The organism is Plesiocystis pacifica SIR-1 (assembly GCF_000170895.1).
GTDB lineage: Bacteria > Myxococcota_A > Polyangia > Nannocystales > Nannocystaceae > Plesiocystis > Plesiocystis pacifica.
Window position 1 is genome coordinate 37,299 of the sequence record NZ_ABCS01000012.1, and the last position, 13,162, is coordinate 50,460.

Sequence of the window (13,162 nt, forward strand, 5' to 3'; positions counted from 1 at the left end):
TCACAGGTACAGCCGGCCCACGCCGACGATGTTGTCGCCGCCGTAGCCCCCGGCCTGAGCTTCGGCGTAGACGGCTCGGGCGGCGGCGCACAGCGGCACGCGGCTCGGGTCGGCGGCCTCGCCCATGTAGCGCAGGTCCTTCTCGACCAGGTCGATGGGGAACAGCGGGGCGAACTCGCCCGCGAGCATCAGGCTCGCCGTGCCCTTGGCCGCCGGGCTCGTCACGGGCAGCTGGCCGAGGACCTCCAGGGTCGCGCCCGCGTCGAGGCCCATGTTTTGGGCCGCGCCCAGGAGCTCGCCCATGGCGGCCACCTGCAGGGCAAACAGGGCGTTGACCACGAGCTTGAGCTTGGCCCCGGCGCCCGCGGGGCCGAGGTGGTGTACGGCCTTGCCGAGGTGGGCGAGCACGGGCCGGGCTCGCTCGAGGTCCTCCGCGTCGCCGCCGACGAGGTGGACGAGGGCGCCGGCCTCCGCCTGGGGGCGCGTGCCGACCACGGGGGCGTCGAGGAAGGCCCGCGCGGCGCTCGTGAAGGCCTCGGTGAGCTCGGCGACGCAGCCGGGGGTGAGGGTCGAGGACTCGACGGCGAGGGCGTCGGCGCGAAGGGCCGCGAGGGCTCCAGTGTCCGGGGCCAGCCAGATCGCCCGGGCGGCCTCGTCGTCGGTGACCACGGCGATCACCAGCTGCGCTCGCTCGACGGCGGCGCGGGGCGTGTCGAAGTACTGCGCGCCCGCGTCGATCAGCTGTTGGACGGCCGGGCGCTCGCGGCTGCGGTTGTAGACGTGCACGCGGTAGCCCGCGTCGAGCAGGCGCGCGGCCATGCGCGAGCCCATGGCGCCCAGGCCGAGGACGGAGACGGTGAGGGATTCGGCGACGGTCATGGGCGCAGAGTAGATATTCCAGGAGATCGGGTCGATACCATGTTTGGCCTATCAGTCATTCCAAAATAGAATCAATTTCATGGACCGCATGACCGCCATGCACGCCTACGTCCGCCTCGTCGAGCTCGACACCTTCAGCGCCGTGGCCGAGGAGCTGCGCGTGAGCCAGTCGACGGTCAGCAAGTGGCTCGCGGCCCTCGAGGACGAGCTGGGGGTGCAGCTGATGGAACGGACGACGCGCTCGCGCCGGGTCACGGAGGCGGGCGAGCGCTTTTACCAGCGGGCCAGGGACATCCTCGCCGCCTACGCCGACGCGAGCGCCGAGCTGGCGCCGGCGCGCTCGGGTCGTCGGGCGCGGGCTCGGGAGCCCCTGCGCGGGCGCATCCGGGTCAGCGTGCCGGTGGTCTACGGGCGCCTGTTCATCCTGCCCAAGGTCGCGAAGTTCATGCGCCGGCACCCGGCCGTCGAGGTCGAGCTGGTGTTCAACGATCGCTACGTGAACCTCGTCGAGGACAATTTCGACGTGGCGGTGCGCGTCGGCATCCCCGTCGACGTCAGCTTCAAGGCGCGCAAGCTCGGCGAGTCTCGGCGTCACCTGGTGGCCTCGCCGGGCTACCTCGAGCGCGGCCCGGCGCTGACGCGGCCCGAGCACCTGCGCGAGCACTGCTGCCTGGTCCACACCAACTTGCGCGTGGGCGACACCTGGGCGCTGCGCCGGGGCCCAAAGACCTGGCGCGCGCCGGTCCGCGGTCGCTTCGCCGCCAACAACAGCGAGGCGCTGCTGACCCTCGCGCGCCGGGGCATCGGCGTCGCCCTGCTCGCGGACTGGCTCGTCGAGGCGGACTTGCGCGCGGGCCGACTGCGGACCGTGCTGCCCGACTACGAGCTGCCGCCTGCGCCGGTCCAGGCCCTGACCGCGCCGGGTCGTCACCCCCACCCGCGGGTCCGCGCCTTCCTCGACTTCCTGAGTCCGCCTGTTGCCGGTGGCGGGTGAGTCTGGCATCCTCGGCGACCACTCACGGGGAAGTGGCCGAGCGGTTTAAGGCGACGGACTTGAAATCCGTTGTACTCGAAAGGGTACCCAGGGTTCGAATCCCTGCTTCTCCGCATCAACGAGGGAGCGGGCAGCGTGCTGCTCGCTCTCCTCGTTTGACCGGTAAACGCGGGCAGTGGTCGCTCGCCTCGCCCATGGCGGAGGCCCAGATCGGAGCGCGCGATGGTGTAGAACCCGGGCGTGACCACCGGCCACGTGTACATCGCCACGTCCCTCGACGGCTTCGTCGCGCGCTCGGACCACAGCCTCGATTGGTTGACGAAGCAGCCCACCAGCGAGGGGCAGGGCGACATGGGCTACGCCGCGTTCATGGCGAGCGTAGATGGGCTGGTGATGGGGCGGGGGAGCTTCACGAACCTGCTCGGGCTCCTCGACCTCGGGCCCGAGGGGGACGCGGAGGCCTGGCCTTACGAAAAACCCGTCGTGGTCGTGAGCCGAAGCCTGAGCTCGGCGCAGGTGCCAGCGGCCCTGCGCGATCGGGTGCGGATCGTCGACCTCGAGCCGGCGGCGCTCATGGACCACCTCGCCGAGCAGGGCTGGTCGCGGGCCTACGTCGACGGCGGCTTGCTCGTGCAGTCCTTCCTGCGCGCCGGGCTCATCGAGGACATGATCCTGACGACGATCCCGATCCTGATCGGCGCGGGCAAGCGCCTGTTTGGGGAGCTGCCGGGTGACATCGACCTGGAGCTGGTGCGCAGCGAGGTCTTCGAAAACGGCATGGTGCAGTCGCACTATCGTCTGTTGGCGAGCGGTGGCGCGCCTCGCGAGGGCGCTGGCGTCGAGGGCGAGTGACAAGCGCGGATGGAGGGATCATCCTCGGGAGGTGGCGTCTTCCCCGAGCGAGTCCACCCGCCCCGCCGAGCCCTCCCGCCTGCGCCGGGTGGTGCGCGTGTTGGTGCGCGTGTGCGCGGGCCTGGCCGGCGCGCTGCTCTTGTTGATCGTCGTGGTCGTCGCCCAGGGCTGGCGGGCCTTCGGCAAGTCCGCGGACGGGGCCCGGCTCGAGCGCATGGAGGCCTCGCCGCAGTACGGCGAGGGGATCTTCGTCAACCCGCAGGTGGTGCTCAACTACCCCGACGAGATGATGCGCGGGCTGTCTCGCCGCAGCGAGCACCGCGAGCCCGAGGCCGCGCTGCCCGTGGTCACGCCCGCGCCGGGGAGCTACGACGAGCCGCCGAGCTCGGGCTTGCGGGTGACCTGGCTGGGGCACTCGACGATCCTCGTGGAGATCGACGGGCGGCGAGTCCTGACCGACCCCGTGTGGTCCGAGCGGCCCTCGCCCGTGCCCTGGGCCGGGCCCAAGCGCTACTTCGATCCGCCCCTGGCCCTCGACGCCTTGCCCGAGCTCGACGCCGTGGTGATCTCCCACGACCACTACGACCACCTCGACTACCCGACCATCGTCGAGCTCGCGGCGATGGTCGACGAGCGGGGCTGGGATACGAAGTTCCTCGTGCCCTTGGGCGTGGGCGCGCACCTCGAGTATTGGGGCGTGCCCGAGGCGCGGCTCATCGAGCTCGACTGGTGGGAGGTCTTCGCCCTGCCCGGGCGCGAGGGGGAGCTCGGCGACGGCTTCACGATCACCTGCGCGCCCGCCCGGCACGCCTCGGGTCGGCACGTGTTCGACAAGGACGCGACCTTGTGGGCCGGCTACGCGCTCACCGGGCCCGAGCACCGCGTGTTCTTCTCTGGCGACACCGGCCTGTTCCCAGCGATGGCGACGATCGGTGAGACGCTCGGGCCCTTCGACCTGACGATGATCGAGGTTGGAGCCTACGACCGCGCCTGGCCCGACTGGCACCTGGGTCCCGAGCAGGCCGTGCGCGCGCACCAGCTGGTCCAGGGGAGGGCGCTCTTGCCCGTGCACTGGGGGCTGTGGGACCTCGCCTATCACGGTTGGACCGAGCCCATGGAGCGCACGCTGGCGGCTGCGGAGGCCGTCGAGGCCGCCGTTTACAGTCCGCGTCCAGGGGAGGCCTTCGAGGTCGACGGCCAGGCCCCGGAGCCGACGCGCTGGTGGCCCGAGGTGCCCTGGGTTTCTGGCGAGGACGACCCCATCGAGGCGTCGGGGATGTGAACTGGGCCACGCTCGGAGCTCTCTCGGGGCTCTGGTCTGGAGCAAGGATCGCTCGGGGGATGCCAAGGGCGTGCGGATTTGCTACCGAGATCCACGCGATGCATCGCGTTTCTCTGCGCCCCCTTCGAGCCGCCGCCGTGGCGCTCCCCTGTGTCTTTCTCGCGCTCCTGGCTGCCCCCAGCGAGGCCCAGGCCGCCGGGCAGACCACGCTGGCCAACCCGCCCAAGGAGCTCGCCCCGGGTAAGACCCGGACGAACCACGAGATCGGCGCGAGCACCAACGCCTCGGCCGCGGGACCCAGCGCCTTCATCCCGGCCTTCGACTGGCGCGTGCACTTTCCCCAGACCGGACGCATCGGTCCGCTCAGCGGGCTGTTCCTCGGCGTCAACGTGGGCCCGGCCATTGGCTTTGGCGGCGGCGTGTCGGGCATGTCCGGCCTGTCCCTGGGCTACGAGATCGACCCGTGGTCGAACCTCGCGCTGACCTTCTCGCCGGTGCTGCACAACGACTTTTACTTCAACGAGAACTACTTCGAGTTCGCCCAGACCTTCGGTCCGGCGGTGCGCCTGTACGTCAACCAGAACTGGGTGGTGTACTTCGAGCCGGGCAGCTTTGGGTGGAACTTGTGGACCAACGGGGACGACGTGGCGGGGGGCTTCACCTACCGCGGTGGAGCCGGCTTCGCCTACAAGTTCTGAGGCGGGGGCGGGCTGCTCGCCTATCCGTCCTGGAACACCTCTTCGAGCGAGGTCGCGGTCACGAGCCGTAGGCCCCAGCGCGTGAGTTGGAGGTCGTCGGCCTGGTCGAGGCGCTCGCGCAGCCGCATGGGTAGCGTGCTGAACTTCGCGTGGAGCTGAGCTTCGAGGAGCTCGAGGCGGCCTTTGATGCGGCCTTCTTCGAGTCCTCGTTTGTGGCCCCGGTTGATGGCTTGTTGTTCGAAGGTCAGTGACATCTCGGCGCTCGGTGGGTGAAAGGCGGCCAGCTTGCGATGGAACTCGGAATCTTCGCCCTCCCCCATGACGGCGTAGGCGTAGCGAAGCAGCTGCTCGATGTCTCCACCGTCCTGTTCGTGCTGGGACTCGCCCCGGAGGCGATGGATCCACGTGTTCCACTCGTCCACGCTCTCGAGCACGCGCCCCGGATCCCGGGCGTCGCGGAGCAGCCACAGCGCGAGGGTTTGGAACAGCGGGAGGCTGCGTCCGCGCAGGGACGCATCGTCGACTTGGGTGAGGTCATCGATGAGCAGCTGGAAGTTCGGGACGAAGGGCGCGAGCCCAGGTATGCAGTCGGGTGAGGGGCTGAACTGTTCCCAAAAGCTCCGTGGGGCTCGCCAGCCGTGCTCGGCATGGCTGACCACGATGGGGATGATCGGCGGGAGCGGGCCATGGCGGTCGCCGCGACGGTGGCCGGCCCAGATGCGGGCGAGGTAGCCCTCGATGCGCAGCGGCATGTCGCGCTCGCGCGTGCTCTGGTGCTCGAGCAGCACGTAGATCGGCCCACCATCGACAAAGCGCGTCCGCCACAGGACGTCGCAGCGCCGCTCGCTCAGGCGAAGGTCGAGGACCGCGGTCGGCTCGCTCGTGGACGCGCGCCAGTCGAGGACGGCCACGAGCGCTGGCGGCAGCAAGGCTCGACACAGCCGCGCGGCGTGGGCGGGCGCGCCGAAGGCTGCCTTGAACAGGGCATCGTGGGCGTGGAGCACGGGCATCTTCCATGCCACGGTTCGGCGAGGACCCACGGCACGCTCGAGGCGACCCATCACGCCAAGAGCCGCTCAGCCACCGATCCACGTCGAGACCGGCCGGCAGCTGGGACGGTTGCCCAGGGACTGCGAAGTTTTCACAGTCCCTGTCTACTTTAGCCGTCGTGGACGACGCCACGCCCGCCCTGCCCCACGTCCACGACTCAACCCAGGAACACCCGCAGCAACTCGCTGACGCCGTGGTCCGGCGTCAAGCTGCCCGCCCGGACCCGAGCCTCGATGGCCCCGATCGCCCCCCGCACGCCCGCGTGCTCCCGAAAGCGCTCGACCACGCCCCACTCGATGCTCCGCCACATCGCCTGCACGCGCTGCTCCGCGCGGCGAGGCTCCCACTCCCCCGCGGCGCTCAAGGCCTCGCGGAAGCCCTCGACCTGCGCCCACAGCTCGGCCACGCCGACCCCCTCGAGCCCCGAGCAGGTGTGTACCGGGACGGTCCAGTGCGGGCTCTTTTGGGGCATGAGGTGGAGGGCGCGGGCGTACTCCACCCGGGCGCGCCGGGCCTTTTGTTCGTTGTCGCCGTCGGCCTTGTTGACGGCGACCATGTCCGCGAGCTCGAGGATGCCGCGCTTGATGCCCTGGAGCTCGTCGCCAGCCCCCGCGAGCATGAGCACGAGGAAGAAGTCGACCATGCCCGCGACCATGGTCTCGCTCTGGCCCACGCCCACGGTCTCGACGAGCACGACCTCGTAGCCGGCCGCTTCGCACAGCAGCATGACCTCGCGGGTGCGCCGGGCGACGCCGCCGAGGGAGCCGCGGCTGGGCGAGGGGCGCACGAAGGCGAGGGGGTCCCGGGCGAGCTCTTGCATGCGCGTCTTGTCGCCGAGGATCGACCCGCCGCTGCGCGTGCTCGAAGGATCGACGGCGAGCACGGCCACGCGCGTGCCGGCGCCGGTGAGCTGCCGCCCCAGGGTCTCGATGAAGGTGCTCTTGCCGACTCCCGGGACGCCGGTGATGCCCACGCGCAGGGCAGCGCCGGTGTGCGGGAGCAGGCGCTCGAGCAACGCACGGGCGCTGTGTTGATCGTCGGCGCGGCGGCTCTCGATCAAGGTGATGGCTCGGCCGAGGGCCGCGCGGGAGCCCGCGCGCACGCCCTCGGCGAGCTCGTCGACGCTGGGGCGCCTGCGCATTCAGGCGTCTCCGGGCAGCGTGAGCTCCAGGCTCTTGGCGAGCTGGCTGAGGACCTCGTTGGCGGCCTCGGCCAGGACCGTGCCCGGGCCGAAGATCGCCGCCACGCCCATGGCCTTCAGCGCCGCGTGATCCTGCGGCGGCACGACCCCGCCGACGACGACCATGATGTCGGCGCGGTCGAGCTCGGCCAGGGCGCCCTGGAGCGCGGGCACGAGGGTCAGGTGACCGGCGGCCAGGGAGCTGACGCCGATGACGTGCACGTCGTTCTCGACGGCCTGGCGCGCGGTCTCGGCCGGGGTCTGGAACAGCGGCCCCACGTCCACGTCGAAGCCCATGTCGGCGAAGCCGGTGGCGATGACCTTGGCCCCGCGGTCGTGGCCGTCCTGACCCATCTTGGCCACGAGCAGCCGGGGGCGACGGCCCTCTTGCTCCTCGAAGGCGGCCGTGCGCGCGAGCACCGAGGCGACGGTCTGCCCGCCCTGGCCGCGCGCTTTGATCTCGCTCGAGTACACCCCGGACAGGATACGCGTCTGGGCCTGGTGCCGTCCCCAGCCCTTGGCGCGCTCGAGGGCGAGGCTGATCTCGCCGACGGTGGCCTTGGCCCGGGCGGCGTCCACGGCCAGGGCCAGCAGGTTGTCGCGCTCGCTCGCGGCCCGGGTGTCCTCGGCGCAGCGGGTCAGGGCCTCGAGGCAAGAGCGCACCTGGGCCTCGTCGCGCTCGGCTCGGAGCTGCTTTAGGCGGCTCAGCTGGGCCTCGCGCACGGCCGAGTTGTCGACCTGGAGGACCTCGATGGCGGGCTCGTGCTCGAGGGCGCTGCGGTTGACCCCGACCACGACCTGGTCGCCGCTGTCGATGCGCGCCTGGGTGCGCGCGGCGGCCTCTTCGATGCGCAGCTTGGGCACGCCGGCCTCGATGGCCTTGGCCATCCCGCCCATGGCCTCGACCTCGGCCATCAGCGCCCGCGCCTTGTCGGCGAGCTCGTGGGTCAGGCGCTCGACGTAGTAGCTCCCGCCCCAGGGGTCGACGGTGTCGCAGATGCCGGTCTCTTGCTGGAGCTGGATCTGTGTGTTGCGAGCGATGCGGGCCGAGAACTCGCTGGGCAGGGCGAGGGCCTCGTCGAAGGCGTTGGTGTGCAGGCTCTGGGTGTGGCCCAAGGTCGCGGCCATGGCCTCGACGCAGGTCCGCGCGACATTGTTGAAAGGATCGCGAGCGGTCAGCGACCACCCCGAGGTCTGCGAGTGGGTGCGCAGGGCCAGGGACTTGGGGTTTTGGGGCTCGAACTGGCTGACGATCTCGGCCCACAGCATGCGCGCGGCGCGGAGCTTGGCGACCTCCATGAAGTAGTTCATGCCGATCGCCCAGAAGAAGGAGATGCGCGGCACGAAGGCGTCGACGTCGAGGCCCGCGGCCAGGCCCGTGCGGATGTACTCGAGGCCGTCGGCGAGGGTGTAGGCGAGCTCGATGTCCGCCGTCGCCCCGGCCTCTTGCATGTGGTAGCCGGACACCGAGATCGAGTTGAACTTGGGCATGTTCGCCGCCGTGTAGGCGAAGATGTCCCCGATGATCCGCATCGACGGGCCGGGCCCGTAGATGTAGGTGTTGCGGACCATGAACTCCTTGAGGATGTCGTTTTGGATGGTCCCGGCGAGCTTCTGTGTGGCCACGCCCTGCTCTTGGGCGGCGACGATGTAGAGCGCCATGACCGGCAGCACGGCGCCGTTCATGGTCATCGACACGCTCATGCGATCGAGGGGGATGCGGTCGAACAGGATCCGCATGTCGAGGATCGAGTCGATGGCCACGCCGGCCATGCCGACGTCGCCGGTGACCCGGGGGTGATCGCTGTCGTAGCCGCGGTGGGTGGCGAGGTCGAAGGCGATCGACAGGCCCTTTTGCCCGGCCGCGAGGTTGCGCCGGTAAAAGGCGTTGCTCTGCTCGGCGGTGCTAAAGCCCGCGTACTGGCGGATGGTCCACGGACGCACGGCGTACATGGTCGAGTAGGGCCCGCGCAGGTAGGGGGCGATGCCGGGGGCGGTGTCGAGCTGGCCGCGGGCGGCGGGGCTGTCCTCGCCGCGCAGATCGTCGGCGGTGTAGAGCGGCGCGACGGCGATGCCCTCGGGGGTCGACCAGGCCGGGCGCTCGCCCAGGGCCTCGCGCCAGCGCGCGGCGTCGGGGGCCGGGCCGGTGATCGCGTCGAAGTCGAGGGAGGACCAGTCGGGAAGCTTGCTGTCGCTCATGTCAGGACGCCTCTCCAGCGGTGGGGGTGATGGGCGACTCGAGCCGGGTCAGGGCGTCGTCGAGGACCGAGAGGGCGTCGCAGCCCCGGTGGACGAAGTCGAGGTCGTCGCCCGAGAGGCCGTCGAGGCCCCACGCGCCGAGGTCGTCCTTGGGCGGGCGGCCGGCGATCCACACCTTGGCGGCGCCGGCCGAGCGCAGGGCGTCGATCAGATCCGCGCCGTGCTCGGCGTAGTCCTCGTCTCGCCCGCACACGACGGCCAGGGAGGCTCCGGTCGCGGCGAAGGCCTCGCCCGCCGCGGCGACCTCGGTCTGGCCAGGGAGGGCCTCGACGGCGATGCCCCCGGCGGCGAACAAGTTGGCGGCGAAGTCCGTGCGCGCCTGGTGGCTGGCGAGGCTGCCCCAGTTGACGGCGACGAGGCGCGGCGCGGGCTCGAGGGTGGCCGCGCGGGCGCGCAGGGCCTCGTAGGGCGCGGCGGCGCGGAGCCGGGGCAGGGGCTCGGGGAGCTCGGCGGGCTCGAGCACGGGGGCGGTGCGGTGCGGCGCCTCGAAGTCCTCGGGGGGCGCGTCGGCGCTCTGCTCGGGCGGCGGGTGGCCGTCGAGGACGGGGAAGGTCGAGACCCCGGTGATCGGTCGGCGGCGCCGGGCGATCTGGCGGCCGAGGGCGTCGGCCTGCTCGCGGATGTGGGCCTGGACGCGGCCGCTGACGAGGCCGGCGACCAGCCCGCCCTCGCCCTCGATGGCCTGGAAGCGGGTCCAGGCCGCGCGCGCGATGGCGTCGGTGAGCGCCTCGACGGCCCAGCTGCCGCCGGCCGGATCGATGACTCGGTCGAGCCCGCACTCGTCGCGCAGGATCGCCTGGGTGTTCACGGCCAGGCGTCGGCCCAGCTCGCTGCCCCGGCCGAGCCCGCCGACGGCGTCGCCCTCGGGGCCGCACAGGCCGTCGAAGCTCGCGGTCGCGATGGAGTCCGCCCCGCCGACGGCGGCGGCGAAGGTGCCCACGGTCCCGCGCAGGAGGTTGACCCAGGGCCCCACGCGGGTCCACTCGCGGCGTGAGCTGGTCGCGTGGATCCACAGCGGGGCGCGCTCGAGGCTCAGCCCGCACGCGGTCGTCAGCTTGGCCCACAGCGTCCGCGCGGCGCGGAGCTTGGCGATGGCCTCGAAGGGCCGGCCGGCGATGGGCAGGGTGAGGACGACGGTGGGCAGCAGGTCCGCCGCCTCGAGGCCCAGGGGCTCCCCGCGGCGCAGGAGCTCGGCGAGGCTGGCGAGGGCCAGGGCGAGCTCCTCGGCGTCGCCGGCCCCGGCGTCGTGGTAGGCCTCCGTCGACACGCCCACGAGCCCGAGGGGGCTGCCGAGCACGGCGTCGACGCCCTCACCCAGGGCGGCCTCGAAGCTGCGCTCGAGGCTCCCGGTGCGCAGCAGGGGCGTGAAGGGGTCGTAGATCACGCCGCCGCGCAGGGGCGGGGCGAGCACGCCGCCGCTGAGCTGGGGCGCCTCGTCCTCGTCGAGCCCCGCGTCGGCGAGGTAGTCCTCGATGCCGTCGAGGACCGGTCGGGCGAGGAGCCCGGCGTGGATCAGCAGGGTCGTCTCGGCGACGTCGAGGCCGTCGAGCAGAGCCGGCACGTCCTGGCTGGGGTCGAGCAATAGCCCCGTCGACTCGCCGTCCGGAGCCCGCCCCGCCTGGAGCTGATCGTCGAGGACGACCGCAAAGCCATGGGCGCCAAACTGGGCGTCGTGGCGCGCGGCTGCGTTGGCGGCCCGCACGTCGGCGTGGCGCAGCTCCTGGACCGCCAACCACCCGCTTCCTGCGGCGGCTCCACCCGCCGTGCGCCCGCGCGTACCCGGAAACTGCCCTGGGAGCGAGTTTGCGTGCGAGTTTGAGTCCTCGCTGTTCCCATCCCCCGTGTCCCCCATGTAGAGGGGCTCGACGGGGACGCCGTCCGCCGTCGCGCGCTGGAGGGAACTCAGCGGTCGACCTTTGAGATCCTTCTCGGCCTTGGCCTGCCACTGTTCGCGGGTTACCGGCGGGAATTTTGCTGCGCTCATCAGCCTCCTACGCGTGCAGCTATATCGCACGCCCACCCCCGACACGAGACGGGGGCGATCGAGCGCACCCACCCGGCATCGAATCGCGCACACGGCCCGCCCGAGCAGCCGTGAGCTGGCTCGCGCCCCGTTGACGGCCTCAGGGTCCTCGGTTAGGAAGCCAGCCATGGCCATCGTCATTCACGGAGCCCAAGACATCGAGAAGATGCGCGTCGCGGGCAAGGTCGCCGCCGGGACCCTCGCCTACGTGGCGAGCAAGCTGCGCGCGGGCGTGACGACCGGCCAGATCGACGAGTGGGTCCGCGAGGACACGGCCCGCCGGGGCGCCCAGCCCAGCCAGCTCGGCTACAAGGGCTTCCCCGCCGCCGTCTGCACCTCGCGCAACGAGGTCATCTGCCACGGCATCCCCAACCCCGCCCACGTGCTGAAGCCGGGCGACATCGTCAACGTCGACGTCACCTCCAACATCGACGGCTTCCACGGCGACACCTCCGCGACCTTCGAGATCGGGGAGATCAGCGACGACGCCCGCCACGTCACCGAGGTCTGCAAGCGCTGCCTGCAAGCCGGCATCGACGTCGTGCGCCACGGCGCGCGCCTGGGCGACATCGGGGCCGCGATCCTCGAGATCGCCACCGCCGAGGGCTGCGGCGTCGTCGAGGAGTTCGGCGGCCACGGCATCGGCCGCAAGATGCACATGGCTCCCCACGTGCCCCACCGCGGCAAGGCCGGCCGAGGCGTGCGCCTGCGCGCCGGGATGACCTTCACCATCGAGCCGATGATCACCATCGGCCACCCGCGGGTCGTTCACCTCGACGACGGCTGGACCGTCGTCACCCACGACGGCACCCCGACGGCGCAGTTCGAGCACACGATCTTGGTGACCAAAGAGGGCTACGAGATCCTGACGGCTCAGCCCGAGCCGCTGCCGCTCAAGCGTCCGGCGGCTTGAGCCCCAGCAGCCCAAGCGTGACCGCCCACGCGCGAATTACCGTGGGCTAAAAAACGCGTCCAAGCCGCTGATCGATCCGGGGCGCTGGAGGTACACCCCGCTCGATGCGCCTCTTCCCCCGGTTCACCTTCGCCCTGACCTCCGTAGGCATCGCCCTGGCTGCCTCCCTCAGCCTGGCGCCGTCGACGGCAGAGGCCGCCGAGGTCATGTGCTCCAACGACTACGGCTCGTGCTCCGTGTCCAACGACGGCTTCGACTCGATCTTCTGCGAGTGCGAGGGCGGCGCGGGCGGGGGCTCGACGGGCGGGGACGACCTCGCGGGGCTGAGCGAGGCGGAGCTCATGGAGGTCTGCGAGGGCTGGCTGATGGACTGCGAGGAGTTCGGCTCGGAGTCGGGCTCTGGCGAGGGCGAGACGGGGGTCTTCGACGAGGGCTTCGAGACGACCTTCGGGACCGTCGACGAGGGCGTCGACACGGACTGGGGCGAGTCGACGACTGGGGGCCTCGACGAGGGCTTCGAGACGACCTTCGGGACCTTCGACGAGGGCCTCGACACGGAGGACTGGGGGGAGACGACCTTCGGCGACGAGGGCTTCGAGACCTTCGGTGAAGAGGGCAACGAGAGCACGACCGGCGGGCTCGACTCGGACACGGGCGAGGGCGACGGGACCACGGGCACTAGCGACGGCGGCACGGCCGACTCGGGCGGAGGCGACGACGCGGCCGACTCCGGGGGCACGACGACGGGCGCGGGCGAGACCAGCGACGGCGGCGAGTCCAGCGACGGCGAAGAGGGCGGCGAGACCGGGACCGACGGCGAGTCCGAGGGCAACGCCAACACCGACGAAGCCGCGGACGATGGGGAGACCGCGGGCGGAGAGACCGGCGGCGGCCAGGACCTCGACGAGGCCGGCTGCAGCTGCTCGGCCGAAGACGCCGGGACCCTGCGCAACATGGGCCTGGCGGTGGTGCTGCTCGTCGGCGCCTTCGGCCTGCGCCGCCGGGAAGACTGAGCCGCGGACTTCACAGCCC

Annotated in this window: 11 protein-coding genes and 1 tRNA gene; 7 read left to right on the forward strand and 5 right to left on the reverse strand. The window is 71.6% G+C overall.

The genetic code is table 11. The features are described from left to right. On the reverse strand, positions 1 to 879 hold the full coding sequence (locus PPSIR1_RS08235) for an NAD(P)-dependent oxidoreductase (RefSeq protein ID WP_006970562.1): 879 nt from the start codon (positions 877 to 879) through the stop codon (positions 1 to 3). A gap of 79 nt (positions 880 to 958) precedes the next feature. Here PPSIR1_RS08235 and PPSIR1_RS08240 point away from each other — a divergent pair, with 79 nt between their 5' ends. From PPSIR1_RS08240 to PPSIR1_RS08260, 5 genes are all read left to right on the forward strand, one after another. Continuing rightward, positions 959 to 1,873, forward strand: coding sequence for a LysR family transcriptional regulator (locus tag PPSIR1_RS08240; RefSeq protein WP_006970563.1), 915 nt, complete (start codon positions 959 to 961; stop codon positions 1,871 to 1,873). A gap of 26 nt (positions 1,874 to 1,899) precedes the next feature. Beyond that, positions 1,900 to 1,986: transfer RNA gene (locus PPSIR1_RS08245), tRNA-Ser, on the forward strand. Positions 1,987 to 2,113: 127 nt separating this feature from the next. Further along, positions 2,114 to 2,725 (forward strand): dihydrofolate reductase family protein, encoded by a 612-nt coding sequence (locus PPSIR1_RS08250; protein WP_006970564.1) that lies wholly within the window; start codon positions 2,114 to 2,116, stop codon positions 2,723 to 2,725. 31 nt (positions 2,726 to 2,756) lie between these two features. Beyond that, complete coding sequence (locus tag PPSIR1_RS08255) at positions 2,757 to 4,007, forward strand: MBL fold metallo-hydrolase (RefSeq protein WP_006970565.1); 1,251 nt, start codon at positions 2,757 to 2,759, stop codon at positions 4,005 to 4,007. 98 nt (positions 4,008 to 4,105) lie between these two features. Beyond that, positions 4,106 to 4,705 carry a hypothetical protein gene (locus PPSIR1_RS08260; protein ID WP_157595324.1) on the forward strand — a complete coding sequence of 200 codons (600 nt, stop codon included), beginning with the start codon at positions 4,106 to 4,108 and terminating at the stop codon, positions 4,703 to 4,705. A gap of 20 nt (positions 4,706 to 4,725) precedes the next feature. On the opposite strand, the gene PPSIR1_RS08265 is transcribed toward PPSIR1_RS08260, so the two are convergent. The 4 genes from PPSIR1_RS08265 to PPSIR1_RS08280 all read right to left on the reverse strand — a co-directional run bounded on the left by PPSIR1_RS08265 (position 4,726) and on the right by PPSIR1_RS08280 (position 11,358). Then, positions 4,726 to 5,715 carry an Rpn family recombination-promoting nuclease/putative transposase gene (locus PPSIR1_RS08265; RefSeq protein WP_006970567.1) on the reverse strand — a complete coding sequence of 330 codons (990 nt, stop codon included), beginning with the start codon at positions 5,713 to 5,715 and terminating at the stop codon, positions 4,726 to 4,728. A 197-nt stretch (positions 5,716 to 5,912) separates the two neighbouring features. Further along, positions 5,913 to 6,896 (reverse strand): methylmalonyl Co-A mutase-associated GTPase MeaB, encoded by a 984-nt coding sequence (gene meaB, locus PPSIR1_RS08270; RefSeq protein ID WP_006970568.1) that lies wholly within the window; start codon positions 6,894 to 6,896, stop codon positions 5,913 to 5,915. Then, positions 6,897 to 9,134: a methylmalonyl-CoA mutase gene (gene scpA / locus PPSIR1_RS08275; protein WP_006970569.1), complete on the reverse strand. Its 2,238-nt coding sequence runs from the start codon at positions 9,132 to 9,134 to the stop codon at positions 6,897 to 6,899. 1 nt (position 9,135) lies between these two features. Then, positions 9,136 to 11,358 carry a methylmalonyl-CoA mutase family protein gene (locus PPSIR1_RS08280; RefSeq protein ID WP_086001136.1) on the reverse strand — a complete coding sequence of 741 codons (2,223 nt, stop codon included), beginning with the start codon at positions 11,356 to 11,358 and terminating at the stop codon, positions 9,136 to 9,138. Here PPSIR1_RS08280 and map point away from each other — a divergent pair. Further along, positions 11,345 to 12,130, forward strand: a complete 786-nt coding sequence (gene map / locus PPSIR1_RS08285) for a type I methionyl aminopeptidase (RefSeq protein ID WP_006970571.1) — start codon at positions 11,345 to 11,347, stop codon at positions 12,128 to 12,130. The two genes, PPSIR1_RS08280 and map, sit on opposite strands and share 14 nt — an antisense overlap. Before the next feature lie 104 nt (positions 12,131 to 12,234). Continuing rightward, positions 12,235 to 13,143, forward strand: a complete 909-nt coding sequence (locus PPSIR1_RS42180) for an MYXO-CTERM sorting domain-containing protein (protein ID WP_006970572.1) — start codon at positions 12,235 to 12,237, stop codon at positions 13,141 to 13,143. The last annotated feature ends 19 nt before the right edge of the window (positions 13,144 to 13,162 follow it).

Excerpts from the sequence above, each read along its gene's own strand:
- scpA (WP_006970569.1), bottom strand. The coding sequence starts at position 9,134 with ATGAGCGACAGCAAGCTTCCCGACTGGTCCTCCCTCGACTTCGACGCG.
- PPSIR1_RS42180 (WP_006970572.1), top strand. The coding sequence starts at position 12,235 with ATGCGCCTCTTCCCCCGGTTCACCTTCGCCCTGACCTCCGTAGGCATC.
- PPSIR1_RS08260 (WP_157595324.1), top strand. The coding sequence starts at position 4,106 with ATGCATCGCGTTTCTCTGCGCCCCCTTCGAGCCGCCGCCGTGGCGCTC.
- PPSIR1_RS08265 (WP_006970567.1), bottom strand. The coding sequence starts at position 5,715 with ATGCCCGTGCTCCACGCCCACGATGCCCTGTTCAAGGCAGCCTTCGGC.
- PPSIR1_RS08280 (WP_086001136.1), bottom strand. The coding sequence starts at position 11,358 with ATGACGATGGCCATGGCTGGCTTCCTAACCGAGGACCCTGAGGCCGTC.
- PPSIR1_RS08235 (WP_006970562.1), bottom strand. The coding sequence starts at position 879 with ATGACCGTCGCCGAATCCCTCACCGTCTCCGTCCTCGGCCTGGGCGCC.
- PPSIR1_RS08240 (WP_006970563.1), top strand. The coding sequence starts at position 959 with ATGGACCGCATGACCGCCATGCACGCCTACGTCCGCCTCGTCGAGCTC.
- meaB (WP_006970568.1), bottom strand. The coding sequence starts at position 6,896 with ATGCGCAGGCGCCCCAGCGTCGACGAGCTCGCCGAGGGCGTGCGCGCG.
- map (WP_006970571.1), top strand. The coding sequence starts at position 11,345 with ATGGCCATCGTCATTCACGGAGCCCAAGACATCGAGAAGATGCGCGTC.